Source organism: Streptomyces sp. NPDC104371 (assembly GCF_055583785.1).
In genome coordinates this window covers 239102-262862 of record NZ_JBVJNF010000005.1, presented here as the reverse complement: position 1 = coordinate 262862, position 23761 = coordinate 239102, and the positions used below count along the sequence as shown (strand labels likewise).

The 23761-nt window shown below is 69.9% G+C and carries 17 protein-coding genes; 13 read left to right on the top strand and 4 right to left on the bottom strand.

Annotation, left to right across the window (positions count from 1 at the left end):
• Window position 1 precedes the first annotated feature (1 nt).
• The 6 genes from ACZ60T_RS18195 (at window position 2) to ACZ60T_RS18170 (ending at window position 6470) form a co-directional block, all read left to right on the top strand.
• Window positions 2-829, top strand: a complete 828-nt coding sequence (locus tag ACZ60T_RS18195) for a rhomboid family intramembrane serine protease (RefSeq protein ID WP_365623510.1) — start codon at window positions 2-4, stop codon at window positions 827-829.
• Window positions 830-1298: 469 nt separating this feature from the next.
• On the top strand, window positions 1299-1994 hold the full coding sequence (locus ACZ60T_RS18190) for a hypothetical protein (RefSeq protein WP_469666768.1): 696 nt from the start codon (window positions 1299-1301) through the stop codon (window positions 1992-1994).
• Between the two features lie 22 nt (window positions 1995-2016).
• Window positions 2017-3684: a GH3 family acyl-acid amido synthetase gene (locus ACZ60T_RS18185; RefSeq protein WP_469666766.1), complete on the top strand. Its 1668-nt coding sequence runs from the start codon at window positions 2017-2019 to the stop codon at window positions 3682-3684.
• Window positions 3681-4538, top strand: a complete 858-nt coding sequence (locus ACZ60T_RS18180; RefSeq protein ID WP_469666765.1) for a class I SAM-dependent methyltransferase — start codon at window positions 3681-3683, stop codon at window positions 4536-4538. Before ACZ60T_RS18185 ends, ACZ60T_RS18180 begins: the two co-directional genes overlap by 4 nt.
• A 1-nt stretch (window position 4539) precedes the next feature.
• Complete coding sequence (locus ACZ60T_RS18175; protein ID WP_469666764.1) at window positions 4540-5730, top strand: hypothetical protein; 1191 nt, start codon at window positions 4540-4542, stop codon at window positions 5728-5730.
• On the top strand, window positions 5727-6470 hold the full coding sequence (locus ACZ60T_RS18170) for a DUF6182 family protein (protein WP_469666763.1): 744 nt from the start codon (window positions 5727-5729) through the stop codon (window positions 6468-6470). Before ACZ60T_RS18175 ends, ACZ60T_RS18170 begins: the two co-directional genes overlap by 4 nt.
• Before the next feature lie 36 nt (window positions 6471-6506).
• Here ACZ60T_RS18170 and hemE read toward each other — a convergent pair whose 3' ends face one another.
• Window positions 6507-7574: a uroporphyrinogen decarboxylase gene (hemE, locus tag ACZ60T_RS18165; protein ID WP_365623579.1), complete on the bottom strand. Its 1068-nt coding sequence runs from the start codon at window positions 7572-7574 to the stop codon at window positions 6507-6509.
• 120 nt (window positions 7575-7694) lie between these two features.
• Between hemE and ACZ60T_RS18160 the strand changes: the two genes are divergently transcribed.
• The 5 genes from ACZ60T_RS18160 (at window position 7695) to ACZ60T_RS18140 (ending at window position 14346) form a co-directional block, all read left to right on the top strand.
• Entirely contained in the window at window positions 7695-8363 is a 669-nt protein-coding gene (locus ACZ60T_RS18160; RefSeq protein ID WP_365623581.1) for a DUF3000 domain-containing protein, read from the top strand.
• A 364-nt stretch (window positions 8364-8727) separates the two neighbouring features.
• Complete coding sequence (locus ACZ60T_RS18155; RefSeq protein ID WP_043444816.1) at window positions 8728-9390, top strand: response regulator transcription factor; 663 nt, start codon at window positions 8728-8730, stop codon at window positions 9388-9390.
• 170 nt (window positions 9391-9560) lie between these two features.
• Window positions 9561-10838, top strand: coding sequence for an HRDC domain-containing protein (locus tag ACZ60T_RS18150; RefSeq protein WP_469666762.1), 1278 nt, complete (start codon window positions 9561-9563; stop codon window positions 10836-10838).
• Between the two features lie 164 nt (window positions 10839-11002).
• A complete protein-coding gene (locus ACZ60T_RS18145; protein WP_365623586.1) occupies window positions 11003-12220 on the top strand; it encodes a thiolase family protein in 1218 nt (405 codons plus the stop codon).
• Window positions 12217-14346 (top strand): 3-hydroxyacyl-CoA dehydrogenase NAD-binding domain-containing protein, encoded by a 2130-nt coding sequence (locus ACZ60T_RS18140; protein ID WP_469666761.1) that lies wholly within the window; start codon window positions 12217-12219, stop codon window positions 14344-14346. Before ACZ60T_RS18145 ends, ACZ60T_RS18140 begins: the two co-directional genes overlap by 4 nt.
• 81 nt (window positions 14347-14427) lie before the next feature.
• Here the strand turns inward: ACZ60T_RS18140 and ACZ60T_RS18135 are convergent, their stop codons facing one another.
• A complete protein-coding gene (locus ACZ60T_RS18135) occupies window positions 14428-15957 on the bottom strand; it encodes a hypothetical protein (protein WP_469666760.1) in 1530 nt (509 codons plus the stop codon).
• Between the two features lie 127 nt (window positions 15958-16084).
• Here ACZ60T_RS18135 and ACZ60T_RS18130 point away from each other — a divergent pair, with 127 nt between their 5' ends.
• On the top strand, window positions 16085-16996 hold the full coding sequence (locus ACZ60T_RS18130) for an endonuclease/exonuclease/phosphatase family protein (protein ID WP_469666758.1): 912 nt from the start codon (window positions 16085-16087) through the stop codon (window positions 16994-16996).
• A 166-nt stretch (window positions 16997-17162) separates the two neighbouring features.
• Here ACZ60T_RS18130 and ACZ60T_RS18125 read toward each other — a convergent pair whose 3' ends face one another.
• On the bottom strand, window positions 17163-21080 hold the full coding sequence (locus tag ACZ60T_RS18125; RefSeq protein ID WP_469666757.1) for a bifunctional glycosyltransferase/CDP-glycerol:glycerophosphate glycerophosphotransferase: 3918 nt from the start codon (window positions 21078-21080) through the stop codon (window positions 17163-17165).
• A 372-nt stretch (window positions 21081-21452) separates the two neighbouring features.
• Here ACZ60T_RS18125 and ACZ60T_RS18120 point away from each other — a divergent pair, with 372 nt between their 5' ends.
• Window positions 21453-22541: an LCP family protein gene (locus tag ACZ60T_RS18120; RefSeq protein ID WP_365623596.1), complete on the top strand. Its 1089-nt coding sequence runs from the start codon at window positions 21453-21455 to the stop codon at window positions 22539-22541.
• A 14-nt stretch (window positions 22542-22555) separates the two neighbouring features.
• Here ACZ60T_RS18120 and ACZ60T_RS18115 read toward each other — a convergent pair whose 3' ends face one another.
• The gene (locus tag ACZ60T_RS18115) at window positions 22556-23647 is read right to left on the bottom strand and encodes a PLL family lectin (RefSeq protein WP_469666756.1); all 1092 of its coding nucleotides are present in this window, start codon (window positions 23645-23647) and stop codon (window positions 22556-22558) included.
• Window positions 23648-23761 lie beyond the last annotated feature (114 nt).

Genomic DNA, 23761 nt, shown 5'->3' with positions numbered 1-23761 from the left:
TGTGGTCATCCCCGTCCGAGATGTGAATCCGCTGCGGCGTACGCCCTACGTGACGTACGCGCTGATCCTGATCAACGTCGTGGTCTTCCTGCGCACCCCGGGCCTCGCGGGCTCGGTGGCGGGGCAGGGCAACCTCGCGCAGCTCTGTCATCTCCAGGCGTTCCTGGACCAGTACGCGGCGGTGCCGCGCGAGCTGATCCACGGCCAGCTACCCCACCTGGTCCCCACGGGCCAGGTGGGCGTCGGCCCGCACGGCGCGGGCTGTGTGGTCGCGCCGCCGGACTACGACAAGTCGCCGCCGGTCTCCGTCCTCACGGCGATGTTCCTGCACGGAAGCTGGCTGCATCTGCTGGGCAACATGCTGTTCCTGCTGATCTTCGGCAACAACATCGAGGACCGCATGGGCCACATCCGGTACCTGGTGTTCTACGTGGCCTGCGGATACGCGGCGGCGTACGGCTTCGCGCTCCTCAACGCCGGCTCGCGCGACCCGCTGATCGGCGCCTCGGGGGCCATCGCGGGCGTGCTCGGCGCGTATCTGGTGCTCTATCCCCGGGTCAAGGTCTGGATCCTGGTGCCGTTCCTGCTGTTCCTGCCGCTGCGGCTGTCCGCGTGGATCGTGCTCGGCTTCTGGTTCGTGCTCCAGGCGATCTACTCGTCCGGGGGCGCCGTCTCCTCGGCCGGGACCGTGGCGTACGCGGCGCATGTCGTCGGGTTCATCGTGGGCATGCTGATCGCCTGGCCGCTGCGCCGGGGCACCCCACCGCCACCACAGCCCGCCCGACCGCCCGGCCCCCAATGGGGCAGGCAGGCGCGGGGGTCCTGGTAGGGGCGAGGCCCGGTAAGGGCGAAGAAGAAACGCCGCTGAAGGCGATGCAAAGCCGCTCCTGTGAAGAGCCTTCGGGTCCGATCTCCGGAAAGCGGAACGCCCCTTGTGGAAACCATAACCAGGGGCGCATTCAGCGTGCAACGATCCCTTTCGGCCCATCGGACGGGGGACTATCGGGGTCTTGATCCACAATGCGACGTGCAATATGGTCTGCCCGGTTGGTCAAGTCATTGGCTCGGCACAGGGGGATGAACCGCGCGAGCCGATGGAACCGCACATCGAAATTGGGGGAAAGCATGTCGACTTCGGCAGGTTCCGGTTTACGATCCACCGTCCCTGACTCATTGAGTAATTCCACACGGAGAAGGCACTGCCCTCCGGTCCACCGACCGGTGCCCGCTTCCGGATACCCCGTACGCCGCGGATTTCACGGCGCCGGGAAACACTGTCCGGGCGCGGAGGCCCGCTGATGACGCGGGATGCCACGACCCTCACGGGCACCCGCGACCCCGCATCCGGCGCACTGCGCACCACACCCCCGTTCGTCGTGCTGCTCGGCACCGACTACGCCGGCAAGTCGTCCGCGCTGACGGAACTCGCCGACCACGCGCCGTCCTGGCACATCGTCTCCCTCGACGACGACTTCCTGGAGTCCGGCCACTCCCTGATCGGACGGCTGCGCCGCAACCTGGTCGCCGATGTCCTGCCCGATCTCCACCACGGCTACTCCCTCGATTTCATGGTCAGCCTGTTGCAGACAGCGACGGTCCATCTGCGCGACAGCATCGAGCGGAGTCCGGGCGGAGCACCGGTTCTGGTCGACTCGTACTACTACAAGATCCTCGCCAAGTGCCGGCTGGCCGGTGTCGACCGTCATCCGGTGTTCGACTGGTGGCGCACCTTTCCCCAGCCGCACCGCGTGGTCTTCCTCGAGGTGTCGACGGCCACCGCCTGGCAGCGCTGCGGCGAAGGGGCCTGGACCAACTCCCTGGAGTACTACGGCGAACAGCCCGACCAGACATCGTTCGAGAAGTTCCAGTCCGACCTGCGCGCGGCCATGTGGGAAGAGGTCCGGCACCTTCCGGTCACCGTCGTCGAGGAGCAGGAACACATCGCGCGGACCGTACAGATACTAGGAGAGGTGATGGACCGTGAAATCGGCTGAGTTATGGACGGACCCGTCCAGGATGCGTGACTACCGGAAGCGGGTCCTCGAAGAACGCGCGACCCTCGAAGCCGCGCTCACGAACGCGGACGACCACCAACGCCGGGTCCTGTCCGAACTGTTGGAACACAACGCCGACACCGAGTACGGCCGCGCCCACTCCTTCGGTGCGATCCGCTCCATGGACGACTTCCGCAAAGCGGTGCCGATCAACGACTACGCGGCGCTGGCACCCTGGATCGAGCGGATGGCGGCGGGCGAGAGCAATCTGCTGAGTGCGGACGACCCGGCGGTGTACTTCACCAGCAGCGGCACCACGGGCTCCCACAAGAAGATCCCGGTCACCCCGGGCTTCATGCGCCGGACCTTCTTCCCCTTCTACTACGCGGCCTGGGCCCCGCTGATCGAGCACTTCCCCGATGTGCTCGACCGGCCGGACGCCGTCCTGAACCTGAAGCACGACCCGCGTCCCGCGCCTCCGACCACCGCCTCGGGCCGGCCCCATGTCGGCGCCAGCCAGGTCGACCTCGGCAGCAAGTTCGGCGAGCCGCTGTCCGCCGAGCCCGGCACGTTCGCGTCATGGGGCACGCTCCCGGTGGCCGTCGAGGAGAACGACCACCTGGAGAAGGCCTATCTGCGGCTGCGTCTCGCGGTGGAGAGCGATGTCCGCTGCGTCATCGGGATCAACCCGGCGATGGTCGCCGCCCTGCCGTATCAGCTGGGGCTCTGGTGGCCCCGGCTGGTCAAGGAGATCCGCGACGGCACGCTCGGCGGGGTGCCGTACGGCAGTCCCGACCCGGAGCGGGCGGCCACGCTGGAGCGGCTGGCCGACCACTTCGGGACGGTGCGCCCGGCCCATGTCTGGCCTCATATGCGGGCGCTGTTCTTCTGGACGACGGGCATGGCGTCGCTCTATCTGGAGCGGCTGCGTGAGGAGTTCGGTCCCGGTGTGACCGCGCTGCCCGCGCCCGTGGCCGCCTCCGAGGGGCCCGTCGGTGTCGCGCTCGACCGGCACGGCTCCGCCGGTTCCCTGGTGGTGACCGCCTCGGCCTACGAGTTCCTGGACGCCGAGGCCGACATCAGGCCCGACTCCTCGACCCTGACCATGAACGAGCTGGAGCCGGGCCGCGACTACCACGTGATCTTCAGCCACATCGGCGGCCTGTACCGCTACGCGGTCGGCGACGTGGTCCGGGTCGTCGACCGGGTCGGCGGCGTCCCACGGGTGGAGTACGCGGGCCGGAGCACCCGGTCGGACGCCGTCGGCGAGCGGCTGCGCGACGCCCAGGTCATCCGCGCGCTCGCGGAGGCCGCTCGGGCGACCGGTCTCGATGTCCGCAACGCCGCCTGCCGGGTGGCGGACCGGCCCGAAGGCGCGGTCGCGCACTACGAGTTCGCCGTCGCGGCCCGCGGTCTGTGGAGCGCGCAGGAGACGAATCGTTTCGCCTCCGAGCTGGACACGGCCATCGGCCGGGAGTCGGCCGCGTATCGGACGGCGCGTTCGACCGGCCGCCTCGGCCCTGTGACCGTACGGCGCCTGGACGGCGACGCCTTCCTGCGGGACTGGCACGCCCGCGTCGCCACCGGCATCCGGCCGACCCAGGTCAAGGACCGGCTGTTCAGGCAGGACCACGAACTCTGGGAGCGACTGACCGGCACCGATCCGGTCGGCGGGGGAGGCACGGCATGACCGAGAAGCTGGACGCCGTCGAGCGGACCGCGCTCCTGACGGCAGCGCTGCGCGCGGCGGAGACCGCGCGGGAGGACCGGCTCTACGACGACCCCTACGCGGCCCGACTGGCCGGAGAGGGAGGCCCGGATCTGCTCCGCTCGGTCCGCGAGGCCACCTTCCCCAAGGACGCGGACCGCACCGTGCCGAGCACCCCGGACTACAACGCCATCCGCACGCGGTTCTTCGACGACTTCCTCCAGGAGGCGGCCGAGGACCCGGCGATGAACCAGATCGTGCTCGCGCCCGCCGGGCTGGACTCGCGCGCCTACCGGCTCGACTGGCCCTCCCGTATCCGCTACTTCGAGGTCGACCGGCCCGCGGTCCTGGCCTACAAGGAGGGGGTGCTGCGGGACGTACGACCGCGGGTCGACCATCGCTCGATCGCCCTCGATCTCACCTCGCCCGACTGGGAGAGCGAGCTGACGGCCGCCGGCTACGACCCGGACCGACCGTCCACCTGGCTGCTGGAGGGGCTGCTCTACTACCTCCCCGACGACGACACGCGCCGCGTCCTCGACCGCGTTGCGGCGATCATGAAACCGGGCAGCCGGATCGCCGCCGACGTCGTCAACGCGGCCTCGCTGACCCTGCCGGACATGCGTGACCTGCTCGACGTGTTCGCCGACTGGGGCTGCCCATGGGTGTCCGGCACGGACGAGCCGGAAGCGCTGTTCGGCGCGCACGGCTTCACCGTGGAGGCCACGCAGCCGGGCGAACCGGCGGCCGACTACGGACGCTGGCCCGACCCGGTACCGGACCGCTCCGTGACCGCCGTACGCCGGGTGTTCTTCGTCCACGGGCGACGGAGCTGAGATGACGAGCGCGACAGTGACCGGCGGGAACACCGCCGGTCCGGTGCCCGCACACGACCCGGCGCCGCTGCCCCGCGGTGCGGCGCGGCGCCGGGTGCTGCTGGCCCCGATCACCGTGACCCCGTCCAAGCCCCTGACCCCGAGCCATCTCAAGGGGCTGCTGTGGACCGACGTGATGTACCGGGCCACCGCGCGCCTGGCCGAGGTGACCTATCGGTACAGCCCCACCACTTACCACCCCACGGAGCAGACCCTCGGGTTCTGGGAGTACCTCGACCGCACCGCCGGGGACACCGACTACTCCGGTCTCACGGAGGAGGCCATCGGCGAGCTGTACGTCGGCTACCGGGCCGCAGGACAGCGGGCCGGCCTCGCCGCCCTGCGTCCGTACGTGGAGGCGGTCGAGCTGCACGGCTGGGTCCACCCGGCGAGCGCCCGGGTCCTGGAGCTGTGGACGGCGCACTACGCACGCCTCGGCATGCACGACCCCGGGCTGCTCGCGCATCAGCCGCCCGGACTGCGACTGGAGGAGGCGATCGACCGCCTCGGCACCCTCGGCATGTGTCTCGACCAACGCGCCTACGGCGGCCCAGTCTTCCTCGACGCCACCCGGTACGGGCTGCCGCTGCGCCAGATCGTCGATGCCCGGGGCCGGCCCAACTACCTGGCCTGCGCGCTGCGCGAACTCATACCGCTGGCACCGCGGTTCGACGAGACGGTGCTGCTCTACGACCGCGAGCTGGAACCCGACTACCTGCTGCTGGAGCGCACCCTGTCCGAGTTCGGAGCAACCATCCGCAGGATCACGCTCGGCCGGGTCCCCATCGACGGGCGGATCCGCTCCGCGCGCCATGGTGACTGGCACGACCACACCACCGGCGCGCTGCTGAGCAGGGCCGCGGCCGAGTACGACGAGCCGGTGCTCCGGCTGGGCATGCGGCTGTACTTCATCGCCGGGCTGGGCCAGGGCGAGCAGCAGTCCTTCCGTCACGAGGCGCTGCGCCAGAGTCTGGCGCGTGCCGCCCGGCTGCTGTCCGGCACAAGGACGACCGACCCCGCACCACTGCCGGAGGTGCTCGCCCGGCACCGCGGTGACCATCTCTACGTCAATCCGTACCGGCTGACGTCCAGTCTGCTGGCCAGACACCGGCCCGCACCGAGTCACGACCTGCTGTCGGCGGTCTACCTGTGACCACTTCCCAGGAACTGCTCCGTGCGGAGGTGGCGCGGCGCATCGCGACCGCCCGGCCCGAACTGGCCGCGCGCTTCGACCTGTTGACCGCCGACGGGCTGCTCGCCGCGCAGCGGGAGATCACCGGGGCCGCGCAGGACGCCAGGGTGCAGGCGGTCTGCGTGCTGCGCGACTTCGACCTGCCGTCCTGGGCGCGCGCCACGTGCGCGTTCGCCGCGCGCGTCGACGCGTCCGCGGCCGTCGACTGGCGCCGCGACTTCACCCGGACCGTCTTCCTCGCCGGAAACCCGGACAACCTCAAGGACCGGTTCGCCTTCGACTACGTGGCCGACGACGGGTCAGCCGCCTGGCAGGGCCCGGCACCGGCCGAGGAGAGCACCACCCTGCGGCGGCTGCTGAAGCTCTTCGACGGGGCGGCCGAACTGCCGACCCGGCCCTCCGCGGTGGTACGGGTCCTGGCCGACCAGGACCCGCGAGGCCGCGCTCCCGTCCGGCGGGAGCTGCATGTGGCCACCGCCGGGGTGACCGTCGCCGACTGCCTGGTCCACCTCAACCACCTGCTCGTCGAGGCCGTACTGGACGAAGTCGTCGGCCCCGGGGACGAGTTGGTCGTCCGCCAGGCACCGTGGCTGCCGACCTCACCCGGCCTCTTCGCGGCCCAGCGGATCGACGGCACGCCCGACCACCCGGACCGCCTCCGCGCCTACACCGCTCTCACCGAGGAGATCCACGATGCCTGATCCGGCCCACCGCCGGGTGGGCCGGTGGCGGGGTGGTCAGCGGGCCGTCTGCGTGTGGACGTACTCCGTGAGGCGGGTGAGGGCGTCCGGGTCGGTGTTGGGCATGACACCGTGGCCGAGGTTGAAGACATGGCCCTCGAGCCCGGCGGCGTCGTCGAGCACCTCGCGCGCCTTGGCCTCGACGACCTCCCGCGGGGCGAAGAGGATCGCCGAGTCGAGGTTGCCCTGGAGGGCCTTGCCGGGACCGACCCGGCGGGCGGCCTCGTCCAGCGGCACCCGCCAGTCGACGCCGACGACGTCCGCGCCCGCCTCGCCCATCAGACCGAGCAGCTCACCGGTGCCGACACCGAAGTGGATGCGCGGGACGCCGTACTCCTCGACAGCGCTGAAGACCTTGGCCGAGGCGGGCATGACCGAGCGGCGGTAGTCGGCCGGGGCGAGCGCGCCGGCCCAGGAGTCGAAGAGCTGCACCGCGGAGGCGCCCGCGTCGAGCTGGACCTTGAGGAAGGCGGTCGTGATCTCCGCGAGCCGGTCCAGCAGGTCGGCCCACAACTGCGGGTCGCCGTGCATCATCGCCTTGGTGTTCTCGTACGTGCGCGAGGGGCCGCCCTCGATGAGGTAGCTGGCCAGCGTGAACGGGGCGCCCGCGAAGCCGATCAGCGGGGTGGCGCCCAGCTCGGCGGTGAGCAGGCCGATGGCCTCCGTGACGTACCAGACGTCCTCGGGGGTCAGCTCGCGCAGCCGGGCCAGGTCGGCGCGGGAGCGGATCGGCTGCGCGATGACCGGGCCGACGCCGGGCTTGATGTCCACCTCGATACCGATGGCCTTGAGCGGGACGACGATGTCGCTGTAGTAGACCGCCGCGTCCACGCCGTGCCGGCGGACCGGCTGCATGGTGATCTCCGCGATCAGGTCGGGCCGCGTGCAGGACTCGAGCATGGGGATGCCCTCGCGCACCCGGTGGTACTCGGGCAGGGAGCGTCCGGCCTGGCGCATGAACCACACCGGGGTGTGCGGCACAGGCTCGCGTCTGCACGCCTTGAGGAAGGCGGAGTCGTACGTCGCTGTCGGCTGGCCCGTCGCGGGGCGGAGGTTCGCGCTCACACCGAAAGTCTCGCACGGCGCACAGGCGGGGAACATCAGGGGCAAGGCCCCGGCCGTTCCCGGCCAAACCGCCGCAGGCAATCCCTGCGAAGCCGCTTTCTTCCGCTTAATCTTCCCCGCATGGCTGCGGCTCAGGGACGACTGACGGACGACGCTGACGGAATGGACGAAGCGCAGGAGGGGGAGGCGCATACGACGGATACGACTCCGCCGCCCTTCCGTGCCGCGGTCGACGCGCTGCGGGCCACACGGCTGCGACCGGAGGTCGAGATCGAGGCCGTCCGTCCGCCGCAGCGGCTCGCCCCGTACGCGTACGCGCTGGAGGCCGCGGTCGTCCAGGACGGCGAGGACCTGGCCGACGGCCGCCTCGTCCTGCTGCACGACCCGGCCGGGCACGCCGCCTGGCAGGGTTCCTTCCGTCTGGTGACGCTGGTGCGCGCGGAGCTGGAGGCGGAGATGGCCGCCGACCCGCTGCTGCCGGACGTCTGCTGGTCCTGGCTGACCGGCGCGCTCCAGGCCCGCGGGCTGTCGTACGGCGAGGCGAGCGGGACCGTCACGCGCGCGAGTTCCCACTACTTCGGCGGGCTCTCCGCGCGCCCGGCCGCCTCCCAGATCGAGATCCGCGCCTCCTGGACACCCCACGAGGGCCTCGGCGGCGCCCCGGACACGGCCGCGCACCTGGCGTCCTGGTCCGATCTGCTGTCCCAGGTGGCGGGCCTGCCCCCGGCGGCTCCGGGCGACACCTCGGTGGTGACGCTGCCCCAGCGCCGGGGCCCACGCCCCCGCTGACACCCCGCTCCCCCGTCTCGGACACGCCGTGCCGCTATGTCGCCACGGCGCGCTCTCGCGTGCGCCGACACCCGCCCGTGCCCGCGCCGGTCGCCCCCGTCGACCCACCGGACGATCTTGACGATCCTTGTCATCACTTTGTCGATACGGCCACTTTCGACCCGATATCGACAAAGGAACGCTCCCGATCGATCTTCGCCTGATCGCTCGCTCGTCCGAATTGCACGGATTGTTACTCACCAAATCGTGATCATTCCCTAAAGGAGCACGTGTGTGATGCCGAAGACGACTGTGACCTTGAAAGCACGGTTCGTCCCGGCTTCACCCCCAGAGCCGGCCCCGTCCCGCACCCCCAGGAGGCCTGGTGTCCGTTCTCCTCGAGCAGCCCGCAAGCCTGGTCGCCTACCGCCCGAACAAGCCGACCGCCATGGTGGTCGTGGCCGACCCTCGGGTCCGTTCCACCGTCACCCGCCACCTCTGGGCGCTCGGAGTGCGCGACGTCATCGAGGCGTCGTCCATCGCGGAGGCCCGTCCCCGTATCGGCAACCCGCGCGACATCTGCGTCGCCGACGTCCATCTTCCCGACGGCTCCGGCCTCACTCTTCTGTCGGAGACCCGTGCGGCGGGCTGGCCCAACGGGCTCGCCCTGTCCGCCGCCGATGACATCGGCGCCGTGCGCAACGCCCTCGCGGGCGGTGTGAAGGGCTATGTCGTCACCGGCACCCGCACGAACATCGGGCTCCCCACCCGGCCCGGCGCCGCCCCCATCGGTGCCGCCGCCGCCCGTCTGCACCGCCGCCCCCCGGGTGCCCCGAGCCACCCGGGCGGCTACCGCGAACTGTCCGGCCGTGAGGTCGAGGTGCTGCGCCTGGTCGCCGAAGGCCAGTCGAACAAGGCGATCGGCGTCTCCATGGGCCTGTCCGCGCTGACCGTCAAGAGCCACCTCGCCCGGATCGCCCGCAAGCTCGGCACGGGCGACCGCGCCGGGATGGTGGCCGTCGCCCTGCGCACCGGCATCATCCACTGACCCTGATCCCGACACCGACCCGCCGATCTACCTGATACCCCCTGATAGCCCCCGATACCGCCCGATCCACCCTCGACCCGTGGTCGTATGACTGGTTCACGACCTTCCCGTGCCCGCCGACGGAACGTTCCGTCGGCGGGCGCGGCACATCCACGGATACCCTGGTACATGTGACCGACGCCCAAGAGACCGCAGCAGACAGCCCACTGCGTACCACCGGAGGCGCTCCTCCGGACGACGTCGAAACGGCGCCGCTCCCCTTGCTCGCTCCACGGGAGGGCATCCCGCCCGTGGTCGTCGACGACGCCTCGCTCGCCGAGGTGATCGCCGCCTTCGCCGCCGGCACCGGCCCCGTCGCCGTCGACGCCGAACGCGCCTCCGGCTACCGCTACGGCCAGCGCGCCTATCTGGTGCAGTTGCGCCGCCAGGGCGCCGGTACGGCCCTGATCGACCCCGCGGCCTGCACCGATCTGTCGGGCCTCGGCGAGGCGATCGCCGGGACGGAGTGGGTGCTGCACGCCGCCACCCAGGATCTGCCGTGCCTGCGCGAGATAGGCATGCTGCCGACGCGGCTGTTCGACACCGAGCTGGCCGCGCGCCTGGCCGGGTACCCGCGCGTGGGGCTCGGGGCCATGGTGGAGAACGTCCTCGGGTTCGTCCTGGAGAAGGGGCACTCCGCGGTCGACTGGTCGACCCGGCCCCTGCCCGAGCCCTGGCTGCGCTATGCCGCCCTGGACGTGGAGCTGCTCGTCGATCTGCGCGACGCGCTGGAGAAGGACCTGGACCGGCAGGGCAAGCTGGAATGGGCCCTGGAGGAGTTCGCCGCGATCGCCTCCGCGCCGCCGGCGCAGCCCCGCAAGGACCCCTGGCGCCGTACGTCCGGCATGCACAAGGTGCGCCGCCGTCGGCAGATGGCGGTCGTCCGGGAGCTGTGGCAGACCCGGGACCGGATCGCCCAGCGCCGTGACGTTTCCCCCGGCAAGGTGCTCGGGGACGCGGCGATCATCGAGGCCGCCCTCGCGATCCCGCCGAACGTCCACGCCCTGTCCTCCCTCAGCGGCTTCGGGAACCGCATGGGCCGCCGCCAGCTCGACCAGTGGCAGGCCGCCGTGGACCGCGCGAGGGCGCTGCCCGAGGCCGAGCTGCCGCAGCCGGGGCAGCAGGTCGCCGGGCCCCCGCCGCCGCGCGCGTGGGCCGACAAGAACCCCCTCGCCGCCGCGCGACTGACCGCGGCGCGCGCCGCGGTGTCCGCGCTCGCCGAGCGGCTGAACCTGCCGCAGGAGAACCTGATCACCCCGGACACGGTGCGACGGGTGTGCTGGCAGCCGCCGACACAGACCGACGAGACGACGGTCGCGTCCGCGCTGCTGGGGTACGGCGCCCGTACGTGGCAGATCGAACTCGTGACACCGGCTCTTGTCGCCGCGATGACGATCAAGCGGGTCTAGCGACGACTGCGGCGGCAGGGGTCGCGGGGTGCGCCGATGGTGTGTGACCTTCGCCGCTTGGGGCCGCGGGACTGGGCAGCATGGTTACCCATGAGTAGCATGGGCCTGAGCGCGCGCTCAGCGTGTCGCAGCAGTGCCATCCCGCACCCTGGAGGAGAGCCATCGTGCCTCGTACCGTCAGGGACGTCGTCTTCGTCGACGGCGTCCGCACCCCGTTCGGCAAGGCGGGCCCGAAGGGCATCTACCACGAGACCCGCGCCGACGACCTCGTCGTGAAGGCGATCCGGGAGCTGCTGCGCCGCAACCCGGGTCTGGACCCGAAGAAGATCGACGAGGTCGCCATCGCCGCGACCACGCAGATCGGCGACCAGGGCCTGACCCTCGGCCGTACCGCGGGCATCCTCGCGGGCCTGCCCACCTCGGTGCCCGGCTACTCGATCGACCGCATGTGCGCGGGCGCGCTGACGGCCGTGACGACCACCGCGGGCTCCATCGCGTTCGGCGCGTACGACGCCGTCATCGCCGGTGGTGTCGAGCACATGGGCCGCCACCCGATGGGCGAGGGCGTCGACCCCAACCCGCGGTTCGTGAGCGAGAAGCTGGTCGACGAGTCGGCCCTGTTCATGGGCATGACGGCGGAGAACCTGCACGACCGCTACCCGCACATCACCAAGCAGCGCGCCGACGAATTCGCGGTGCGCTCGCAGGAGAAGGCCGCCAAGGCGTACGCCGACGGCAAGATCCAGCAGGACCTGGTGCCGATCTCCGTGCGCCGCACCACCCCCGAGACCGGTGAGACCGGCTGGGGTCTGGTCACGGCCGACGAGCCGATGCGTCCGGGCACCACGCTGGAGAACCTCGCGGGCCTCAAGACGCCGTTCCGCGTCCACGGCCGGGTCACCGCGGGCAACGCGGCCGGTCTGAACGACGGCGCCACCGCGTCGATCATCGCGTCCGAGGACTTCGCGCGCGAGAACGGCCTGCCGGTCAAGATGCGCCTCGTCTCGTACGCCTTCGCGGGCGTCGAGCCGGAGGTCATGGGCTACGGCCCGATCCCGGCGACCGAGAAGGCCCTCGCCAAGGCGGGCCTGTCCATCTCGGACATCGGCCTGTTCGAGATCAACGAGGCCTTCGCCGTCCAGGTCCTGGCCTTCCTCGACCACTACGGCATCGCGGACGACGACGCGCGCGTCAACCAGTACGGTGGCGCCATCGCCTTCGGCCACCCGCTCGCCTCCTCCGGCGTCCGTCTGATGACGCAACTGGCCCGCCAGTTCGAGGAGCAGCCGGAGGTCCGCTACGGCCTGACCACCATGTGCGTCGGCTTCGGCATGGGCGCGACCGTCATCTGGGAGAACCCGCACTTCGAGGGGGACAAGTGAGCACCACCGCTGAGCTGTTGAAGGGTGCGGCCGAGCTGTTCCCCGACGAGGTCGTCACGCAGGCGCACGTACGCCACTTCGAACTCCCCTTCCAGGCGGGCCGTTTCGCCCTGATCACCCTGGACAACGGCTTCGACCACACCAAGCCGACCACCTTCGGCCCGGCCTCGCTCGCGAACCTCAACACCGCGATCGACCAGGTCGAGCGGGAGGCCGCGGCCGGTGAGATCGTCGGTGTCGGTATCACCGGCAAGCCGTTCATCTTCGCCGTCGGCGCCGACCTCAAGGGCGTCGAGCTGCTGAAGAAGCACGAGGACGCGCTGGCCATCGGCAAGGGCGGCCACGAGGTCTTCAAGCGGCTGTCGAAGCTGGCCGTTCCCACCTTCGCGTACTACAACGGCGCGGCGATGGGCGGCGGCGTCGAGGTCGGTCTGCACTGCACGTACCGGACCGTCTCGAAGGCGCTGCCGGCGTTCTCGCTCCCCGAGGTCTTCCTGGGCCTGGTCCCCGGCTGGGGCGGCTGCGCCCTGCTGCCGAACCTGATCGGCGCCGACAAGGCCGTCTCGGTCATCATCGAGAACAGCCTGAACCAGAACCGGCAGCTCAAGGGCAAGCAGGTCCACGAACTCGGCATCGCCGACGCGATCTTCGAGGGCGCCGACTTCCTGGAGCAGTCGCTGCTCTGGACGGCCTCCGTCCTCAAGGGCGAGACCGTGGTCGACCGCCCGGAGATCGACCGGGGCGAGGCCTGGGACCAGGCCGTCGCGCGCGGCCGGTTCATCGCCGACTCCAAGGTGCACGGCGCGGCCCCGGCCGCCTACCGCGCCCTGGACATCATCGCCGCGGCGAAGAACGGCGACCTGCAGCAGGGCTACGACGCCGAGGACCAGGCCCTCGCGGACCTGATCATGGGCGGCGAACTGCGCGCCGGTATCTACTCGTTCAACCTCGTCCAGAAGCGCGGCAAGCGCCCGGCGGGTGCCCCGGACAAGAGCCTGGCGCGCCCGGTGACGAAGGTGGGCGTGGTCGGCGCCGGTCTGATGGCCTCGCAGCTCGCGCTGCTCTTCCTGCGCCGCCTCGAGGTCCCGGTCGTCCTCACGGACATCGACCAGGCGCGCGTCGACAAGGGTGTGGGCTACGTCCACGCCGAGATCGACAAGCTGCTGGGCAAGGGCCGCGTCAACCAGGACAAGGCCAACCGCCTCAAGGCGCTGGTGTCCGGTGTGCTGGACAAGGCCGAGGGCTTCTCGGACGCCGACTTCGTCATCGAAGCGGTCTTCGAGGAGATGAGCGTCAAGCAGCAGGTGTTCGCGGAGGTCGAGGCGGTCGCCCCGGCGCACGCGATCCTGGCGACGAACACCTCCTCCCTCTCGGTGTCCGAGATGGCCTCGAAGCTGAAGCACCCCGAGCGGGTCGTCGGCTTCCACTTCTTCAACCCGGTCGCGATCCTGCCGCTGCTGGAGATCGTCCGCGGTGAGCAGACCGACGACGCCTCGCTGGCCACGGCGTTCGGTGTCGCCAAGAAGCTGAAGAAGACGGCGGTTCTGGTGAAGGACGCCCCGGCGTTCGTCGTCAACCGCATCCTCACCCGCTTCATGGGCGAGATCCAGAACGTCATCGACGAGGGCACCCCGGTCGCCGTCGCGGAGAAGGCGGTCGAGCCGCTGGGTCTGCCGATGTCGCCGCTGGTGCTGCTGGAGCTGGTCGGTCCGGCGATCGGTCTGCATGTGTCGGAGACGCTCAACAAGGCGTTCCCGGAGCGCTTCACGGTCTCCCCGAACCTCAAGGCGGTCGTGGAGGCGGGCAAGCGCGGCTTCTACGTCTACGACAGCGGCAAGCCGGAGCTGGACCCGGAGGTCGCCGCGCTGCTGAAGCAGGGCGACACCGTCCTGACCGAGGAGCAGGTCCGCGACCGGGTCCTGGACGCGGTCGCCCAGGAGATCGGCCTGATGCTCGACGAGGGTGTCGTCGCCGAGGCCCAGGACATCGACCTCTGCCTGATCACGGGCGCCGGCTGGCCCTTCCACCTGGGCGGCATCACGCCGTACCTGGACCGCGAGGGCGTCTCGGAGCGGGTGAACGGCAAGAAGTTCCTGGCGCCGGGTGTGGCGTCGGTTCCCGCGTAACCGTCCTGCGTTCCCCTTGCTGAAGAGGGCCTCCGCTCTGTGCGGAGGCCCTCTTTCGCGTTCCTGGTGCCCGTTGAGGCACTAGCCGTAGTACTGGTGCGCCCCCGCCCCGGCCGGGGCGTTCATGACGGTGAAGGGGACCTGGGTCACCGGGGACTCGCCGCCGGAGGCGTCGACGGCGAAGACGTCGACGACATGCATGCCGGCGCTCCACGCCCAGCCCGAGTCCCAGGACCAACTGCCGTTGGGCGCGACCGCGGCCGCGCCCAGCAACACGCCGTTCTCCCGGATTCCCACCTGTGCGGCGCCCGTGGCGGACCCGGTGAAGACCACCCGGGAGCCCATCACCTGTTCATGGGCCACGGGCTCCAGCACCACGGGCGAGGCCGAGTCGGCCCCGACCGTCGACGGCACGGCCCCCTGCACAACAGCGCCCGGCATCCCGGCTCCCGGCGGAACGGCGGCCCCGGCCCCCGCCGCACCCTCGACCGCCGTGAAGAGCACCTCGGTCCGCTCGGTCTGGAAGCCCGCCGCGTCCACCGCGTAGATCTTCACGGGATGCTTGCCGACGCTCCAGGCCCGGCCCAGCTCCCAGGACCAGCTTCCGTCGGCGGCGACATCGGTCCGCCCCAGGTACTTGCCGTGCTCCCAGACGACGACGCGGACGGCGCCCTGGGCATAGCCCGTGAACCGTACGGCGTCCCGGCGCACCTCGTCCTGGAACGCCGGTGCCGTCACCACGGGCGCCGGGAACTCCGTTCCCCTCACCACCGAAGTGGCGTCAAGGTAGGCGCTGATGGCGGACCGGTCGCGGTCGGGCTCCTCGTAGCCGTTGCGGACATAGCCCAGGCGCGGCGGGGTGCCGTCGGCGAGGAGGTTCACTATGCCCATGAGGGCGGGGACATTACGCCGGGTGACCTGCGTGTGGTCGGTGATGAACGGGGACTCGCTGTAGATGAAGTTGAAGTTCTCGTAGTTCTGGAAGAGCCCCAGGAAGGGCTCCACCTGGTTCGTGTACTGCTCGTCCTGGGGCGAGGACAGCAGATAGATGTTGGCGCCACGGTTGGTCTCCGACCGGACGAGGTCGGGCAGGATCGCGTCCACGATCCGCACGTTCTCCTCCGGGACGCCCTCTCCCAGCATGTACTGGGCCACCTTCGGGTGGATCGTGGCCACATAGGTCCCGATCAGGAACTGGGGCACGAGGGCGACGATGTTACGGAAGCCGTAGCGCAGCCCGAAGTACAGGGCCGCGCTGCCGCCCTTCGACCCGCCCCACATGGTGACGTCGTTCGGGGTGAGCTCCAGTGCCTTCATGACGTTGAAGATGAGCCCGGCGACGGATCTCTCCAGGGAGAAGTCCATCTCCTTGCAGAGGTAGTAGCTGTTCATGCCGTCGAACCGGTCACGGATCCACAGGATGTTGGCCCTGACGTTGTCGAAGACGCCGTTCGACCATCCGTAGTCGTGGGGCGCCGAGAAGTTGGCGAAGACGACGACCAGATGCCGGTTGCCGCTCTTGGCATGGGTGAACCGGTACTCGACCGGGAACGTCCCGGAGGCTTCGATCCCGTTGAGCAACTGCCGCCCGTTCGAGGGTGCTTTGGCCATGTGCGTATTCCACTCTGTGCTGTGCTTCGGCGTCGGGCGGTGCAGTACCCCCGTGAGACGGGGGCCCGAGGCGGGGTGGTAGATCGGAACTTTGGTGTTGGTTCGGCCGGTCGGTCATCATGGCGGGATGCTGTCCGTGCGATCCCTGTCCCTGTCCGGCCGATTCCGGCGGCGGCGCGGGGTCGTGAGCGCGGTGGTGCTCCTGCTGGGACTCGTGGCAGCGGTGACCGTGGCGCATCCGGCCCGGCCGACGGCTTCCGCCTCCTCGGACCGGACGCTGACCGTGGCGACCTGGAACATGTGCGGCGTACGGCAGTGGCACTGTGAAGGCACCGGAAGCCGTGCCCTCAAGCAAAGGGAGCTGAAGGGCCTCGTCACCCGGTACGGGGCCCGGGTCGTCTTCCTTCAGGAGGCCTGTGCCGCCGATGTCGAAGCGGTACGCGGGGAACTCGGCCCGTCCTCCTGGCAGACGGCGTTCCGGGCCTACAGCCGACGCGACGAGGCGGGCCACAACACCACGGTGCGGTGTGCCGAGGCCGGGCAGGGTGCCGCCGGTATCGCGATCCTCTCGGCGTACCCCCTGTCCCACATCGCCACGGTGCCCTCGGAACAGCCCTCCGTGGGCGTGCGGCGCGGCATCCTGTGCGCCTCCGTCGCGGCGCGGGACATCCGGCTGTGCAACGCCCATCTCAGTCCGCGGGGAAGCGATCTGGCGCATCCGCGCTGGGAGTTGCGCGACGATCAACTGAAGGCGCTGATCGCCGCGGTGCCCATGCGGCGGACGGTGTACGGCGGTGATCTGAACGTGGATCCGCCGGGGGCCCGCAACCCCCTCGCGTGGGTGTGGCCCTCCGTGCCCTACACCGTCCACCGGGAGTGCGATCAGGCCTCCGCGTCCGCCCGCTCGGGCCGGGCGACCCATGTCTCCGGTCACAAGCTGGACCATCTGTTCACCGGGCTGCGAAGGACGCGGTGCACGCTGCACGACACCGGCGCCTCCGACCACTTCGCCCTGCTCCTGCGCGTACGGACCGACTGAGGCGACGCGGGAGAAGCGCTCGGCCGACAGCCGCGCCGGGACGGTGACGGTGACAGTGAGCGCTTCGGGCACGTACGGGGGCGCGGTCATCGAGCGCCGCGACCGTCCGGCCGGTCCGGATGCGGCGGTGCGCTACGGCCACGGCCCCCACACCCGGCCGACGCCGTCATACGATCACGCCCTCGCCCGCGGGCGCGTAAGCCTGCTGGTGGTCCGCGGGCGCGTAAGCCTGCTGCGGACCTCCCAGCGCGGCGGGCGACACCTCGCGGTCGGCGGGGCCGGGCTGTACGGGGATCGCGCCCACCAGCCCGTCGGACCCGGCAGGAGCCTGCGCCGGGCCCTGCCGCGACGCGAACCAGCCCGGGGAGTTCCACTGGATGGGCGTGAGCGCGCGCCCGGTGTGGCGGGTGTCGACGGTGCCGACCGCCGGAGCCATGGCCTGCTGGGGTGCGAGGTCCCCGCCCGCGACCAGCATCCGGTCCGCGAGGCGTGCGGCGGCGTACCCGTCGTCGAGGTCGCAGAACTCGCGCTGGAACCATCGGTATCGCTCGGTATACGCGTCCTGGATCCGGTCGATCTCGCGGATCGCGGTGACCAGGTCCTGCGAGGTGTACACCAGCGGACCCGGAGCGCTGCCCTCGAAGTCGAAGTAGAAGCCGCGCAGGGTGTCGCGGTAGTGGTCCAGGTCGTAGGTGAAGAAGAGGATCGGACGCCCGGTGTTGACGTAGTCGAACATCAGGGACGAGTAGTCGGTGATCATCACGTCGGTGATCAGGGACAGATCGGCCATGTCCGGGTAGTCGGAGACGTCGAACACGAAGCCGTCGCCGGCCCCTGGCACCGGGTCCACCACGTTGGGGTGACGGCGGACCAGGAGCACATGGTCGCCACCGAGGCGGGCGAGGGCGTCCTCCAGGTCGATGCGGAAGTCCAGCTTGTACTTGCCGGGGGCGTAGAACTGGTCGTCACGCCAGGTGGGTGCGTACATGACGACGCGCTTGCCGTCCGGCAGACCGATACGGCGGCGTATCTCCTGCTCCCGCGCCTCCGTACCGGGCAGGCGCAGGATGTCGTTGCGCGGGTAGCCGCACTCCACCATCTCGCCCGGGAAGCCGAAGGCGCGCTTGAGGATCGGTGTGGAGAAGCTGTTGGGCGAGACCAGCATGTCCCAGTTCTGCACCTCCTTCTCGACCCGTTCCAGATAGCGCTGGTCGGCGAAGTGGATGGACTCGATGTCGTGGCCGATCTTCTTCAGCGGGGTGCCGTGCCAGGTCTGCACGACGGTCTGGCCGTCCCGCTTCTGGAACCAGTCGGGAAGGTGGTTGTTGGCGACGACGTAGCGGCTGGTGGCCAGCGCCTCGTACCACTGGGGGGACCACATACGCACCGGCGTGGCGGTCGGGGGCACATGGACCTGGTCGTCGCGCACGACCCACAGATGGTCGAGGTCGACGCCCCGACGTACCAGTTCCTCGTGCAGGGCGCGGGGGCTGTCGGAGTACTGGGTGCCCTTGAAGGCGTCGAAGAGGATCGCGGGCCGTACCGCCTGCCGACGTGCCGCGGGGTAGGCCTTGGTGCGCAGCAGCTTCTGGCGGTACGGGCCGCGGGCGTCGTCGGGCATGGCGGAGTGGACGAGGAGGGACAGCCGGTCGAAGGCCTCGGCCTGGAGCTCGTAGCGGCGTTCGTTCTCCTCGTAGTCCTGCGGGCAGGCCTCGATGAGGTCCTGCTCGATCTTCACCATCAGGTCTTCGAGACGGTCCTCGCGGGCCACCGCCGAGAGGTCCTGGCGACGCAGGAAGAAGTCCCAGCGGCCCGCCGCGAGCGGGATCTCGCCCGCGAGTGTGCTCATGCCGGCCGGGGTCAGGACGCAGCGGAACTCATTGCCGCTCCAGGCGAGGGGGATGCTTCGTTCCGCGCCGTGCGCACGCGAGCGCACCACCATGTGCGTGCTGCGGTACTCCTGCGCGGACAGTTGGTCCGCGGCCAGGTAGCGGCCGGTGATGTCCAGTGAGCCGTCCGGCTGCCAGGCGAAGTTCGTGGCCATGGGCAGCGTCGCGCGCTCGAAGAGGACGAGGTAGCCCGAGCCGTTGCGGTGGACCACGACCTCCCGGTCGCCCTCGCGGGTCTGCAGGGAATCGGGCATCCGGTAGTGCCCGTCCGTCGTCTCCTCCGCCATGACCGGATAGATGGTCATCTTGCGGCCCTCGACATGGAAGGTGGTCTTCCAGCCGTTGCTGCCCATGCTCCAGGACTCCGGGATCTGGGCCCCGGCCTGGATGTCCGCGCGGTATCCCGGCACCAGCGAACGCAGCGGAAGCCGGGTGGTGAAGGTGCACCAGCCCTCACCGCCCGGGGTGAAGCGGACCCAGGCGTCGTGCCGCCCGGCCCCGCTCATGCTGGTGACCCGGAACTTGCCCCACTCCGGGACCTTCGGGCCGAGATAGACGCCACGCAGCTCCAGTTGGTCCCCGGCCACCCGGTGACCGGTGATCCGGCAGCGCACGGTCTCCACGCGTAGCTTGAGCTTGCCCTGCAGGAACAGCGGGAGGATACGGGTGTTCTTGTCGACGTACCGGTACGGCGGATTGGCGGCGGTTCCCGCGCCGCCCCGGTCGATGCCCCGGTACCGGAACAGCCCGCGGCTGAGGACACCCGCGGCGACGTCCCAGGTCCCCTCGACCCACTGGCCCTTGCGCTTCAGGCGGGTCAGGTCGAGCCGGGACTCGAAGCCCGCCCAGTCGTAGCAGTAACGATTCTGGTTGGAGTGCTCGGTGGCCTGGGGCGCGTAGGTGGTCTTCGCCGTGCTGATCACCATGCGTCCCTGCTTCTTGTTCCGCAGGGCGATGGCCTTCACCGACATGTGCTTCTTGTGCACGTTGATGAAGCGGACGTACGCCGTTCCCGTGAGCGTCAGCAGGTAGGAGTCGGAGTTGGTGCTCCACCGCGCCCCGGTCAGCGAGCCGTGCAAGGAGAGTTCCTTGTCGAGCCGGTACGCCTTCTTGCTGATGCCGACTTCCCGGTCCCCCAGGTAGGGGTACTTCAGATAGCGGTGGAACCGCCGTTGGACCGGCATCGGACCGCCGCGGCGCTCGAACTCGATGACCTCGAGCAGTTCGGGCAGCCGCCAGTCACGCACCAGGAGCCACTTGACCCGGGCGTCGGCGGGGAGTTCGTCGATGATGTCGGCATCGGCCTCGTCGAGGAACTCGTTGGCCCACTCCATGAAGGCCTGCCGGTACTCCTCGTCCGCGTCGGGCAGCACCTTGAGATGCAGCATCAGGTCGGACTTCAGACAGGCGAGGTCGTACTTGCGCTTGCTCTCCTCGTACAGCCGGGAGCGCCGTTCCGCGAGGAATCGGCTGACCGACTGGACCGCCGAGACACGGTCGCGCAGGTTCGACAGTTCGGTGTGGCGCTGGGTGATGGAGGGGGCGGCTCCACCTTCCCGGCGGCGCCAGTAGTAGACGATGTCCGTGATGACATCGACCTTGGCGGCGCGGAAGTGGGCGAACATGTTGACCCACGAGTCCTCGTACAGGACGCCTTCGGGGAACTGGATGAAGTTGTGGTCCCAGAAGAACCTCCGGAACACCTTGTTCCAGACGGTGCGGTCGTAGATCAGCGCGTCGAACTTCGTGATGTGCGTTCCGCGCCGGTTCTTCTGCATCGGGCCTTTGTGCAGCGGAGACTGCCACTTCTTCGTGGAGTTCATCATCTGCACGTTGCCCGAGACGAAGTCCGAGCCGGACTCGTCCAGCGTGCGGATCAGCAAGTCGTAGGCGTACTCGGGAATGACGTCGTCGCCGTCGACGAAGGCGAGGAACTCGCCTCGGGGATGCATGGCGCGCAGCCCGGTGTTCCGGGCGTGACCCGGTCCCTGCGAGTGCTGACGGATCAGTCGGAAACGGGGGTCGACGGCGCAGAAGTCGGCCGCGATCCGCGTGGACCCGTCCGTGGAACCGTCGTCGACGAGGATGACCTCGAAGTCACGGAACGACTGACGTGCGATCGACTCCAGGCACTCGGCGAGGTAGACCTCGACGTCCTGAAAGGGAACGACAACACTCAGACGCGGATGATCCACCAACGCGCACTCCTACCGAGACATTTCACCCATGGGGACAACAGACATCCCACCTCGGGCGTCCACCCCTACTCGGCGTGCCCGGCCAACCCCCTTGCCGCCTTGGCATCATCCGAACCTGTGACCAAGATGTGAGCCCCCTCCAACCTTCAACCACAGGTTTTCCACATACTATTCGAACATAACGTCTGGTCAAGATGAGTAAATGTGTCCTTCATCGCTGTCTCGTACGGTGGTCAACCGCCCTTAATACGCGACAACACGTAGGCCTATAGTTCTCCCGCTGGACGATCGCATCAGTGGGCCGGTCACCCCCCACCCGGGCCCCGCAACTCCGCAGGCGCGGAGCCCATGAGGAGAGGACCGAAGTCAATGACGCACAGCGCGACCACGGAGCCGCGAGGAACTCGCGGGTCCGCCACCGGCAGGCGACGGCCGCCCGAGCGCGGCAAGCGGCGCTGGGGACGCATCGTGCTCCTGACGGTTCTGGTCCTGCTGCTGGCCGCGGGTGGCACCGCCTACTGGCTGTACCGCAACCTGGACGGCAACATCGACGGCGTCGACATCGACAAGGCGCTCGGCGACGACCGGCCGGAGAAGCTGCCCACCTCGGGGCAGAACGTGCTGATCCTGGGCTCCGACTCGCGTGCGGGTGCCAACGCCGCGCTGCACACGGGCGATGTCGCCGGGGCGCGTTCCGACACCGCGCTGGTGATGCACATACCCGAGGGCCGTAAGCAGGCCGTCGCCATCAGCATTCCGCGCGACACCCTGGTGACGCGCCCCGAGTGCACGAAGACGGACGGCACCGAAGTGCCCTCGGCGAACCGCGTGATGTTCAATTCCATCTATTCCCAGGCCGGTCCGGCGTGTGTGGTCAAAACCGTGGAGAAGATGTCCGGGGTACGGATGGACCACTACATGGAGATCGACTTCGCGGGATTCAAGGGTCTCGTGGACGCGATAGGCGGCGTGACCGTCACCGTCGACAAGGACATCCACGACAAGTCCAGCGGCCTGGATCTGACCGCCGGCACCCATCGCCTGGACGGCACCCAGTCCCTTCAGTTCGTACGGACCCGGCACGGCATCGGGGACGGCAGTGACCTCGGCCGGATCGGCCTGCAACAGCAGTTCATGCTCGCGCTGTTGAGCGAGATCAAGAAGCAGGACCTGATGGGCAGCCCCACCAAGACCTACAAGATCGCCGACGAACTGACGACGGCGCTCACGACGGACTCGGAACTGGCCTCCCTGACCAAGCTGGCGGAGTTCGGCCGGAGCATGAACGGCGTGGATCCGTCCACCATGGAGACGATCATGCTCCCGGTGGCCTACGACAAGATCGACCCGAACCGGGTCGTGGCCGCCGAGCCGCAGGCGACGACGCTGTGGAAGGCGCTCCGCACCGACGAGCAGATCCCCGAGTCGGCCAAGAAGTCACCGGCGACGGGTGGTTGATGCCCGCGGACTCCTCAGAGTCTGTGCCACTGACTGAACGTGAGCCCGGCGGCGTTCTCCTGCCGGGCCACCTTCGGTACGCCGTCGGGATCGATCAGCGCCATGACCACCCGCCCGTGCCCGTCCCGCGCCAGGGCGGGCGCGCCCTGGCAGGACTCCGCCAGCGTGTACCACCAGAAGCCGTTGTCCTCGTCCTCGGTACCCCCCACACCGAGCACCGCCGAGCCGTCGCGGTCCCGGTAGGCGAGGACGACACAGTCGTAGCCGTCCAATGAGGTACGCAGTGCCGCGTACGGACGGTCGGCCGGGGAGCCGCCCAGCGCGGTCGGCCAGCGGCCCACCCGCCAGGCCGCGGCACCGCCGCTGTCGGCGTCCGTCCAGAAGAACGTGGCGCGCTCCGGTCCGCTCTCCACAGCGCTGACCGTGCCCGGCGACGGGCGCAGCGAGAAGCCGCGCGGCCCGGTGAAGTCACCGCCCGGCTCGAGTTGCCGCCACAGGAACACGCCGGTCTCGGCCGCGGCGCAGACCTCGATCCGGCCGGTGGCGAGGGCGACCGGCGCGCACAGCGCGTCGATGCCGACGCCGTGCAGGTCCTCCCAGGCCTTCCACTTGCCGCCCGGCCCTTCCCGGCGCAGCGACAAGCCGCGTTGCGCGTTCCGTACGAAGACGTGCACCGTGCCGTCGGACGCGATCGCTCCGAGCGGTGCGCCCATCTGCCGCCCCCGCTCACGGTCCTTGTCCGGATTGCCGAGCGAGCGCCAGTCGGTGAAGGCCAGTCCCGTCTGGTACTGGATGGCGTGCACGAGGTCCACGCTCCGCGCGCCGTCGGCGGCGGCTCGCTCTCTGCGGCCGAGGAAGTGGACATAGGTGTCCGGTCCCTGAGCCACTGCCAGGTGGGTCAGCCCGGGTGCGGCCACGAAGTGCGGTCCGCTCCACTCAGGGCCGCCGGCGGTGACCTCCGTCCAGCGCAGCAAGCCCCCGTCGGTGGGGGCGTACAGGCTGAGCCGACCGGACTTGCCGAGCGTGAGCCAGTCGCCGTGGGCGGCCCCGGACGCGATCCGCTCGCGTGCCGCGGCCGTGAGCCCGGTCGGGTGCGCGGCACCCACGCGGTCTGACGACCCTCTGCGCATAGCCTGGTGCACCTTCCTGAACCCGTCGCGTCACGAACACGGGACCCCTGAGACTCGGGACATCATAATTCGTTCGCTCAGGAGTTCCCC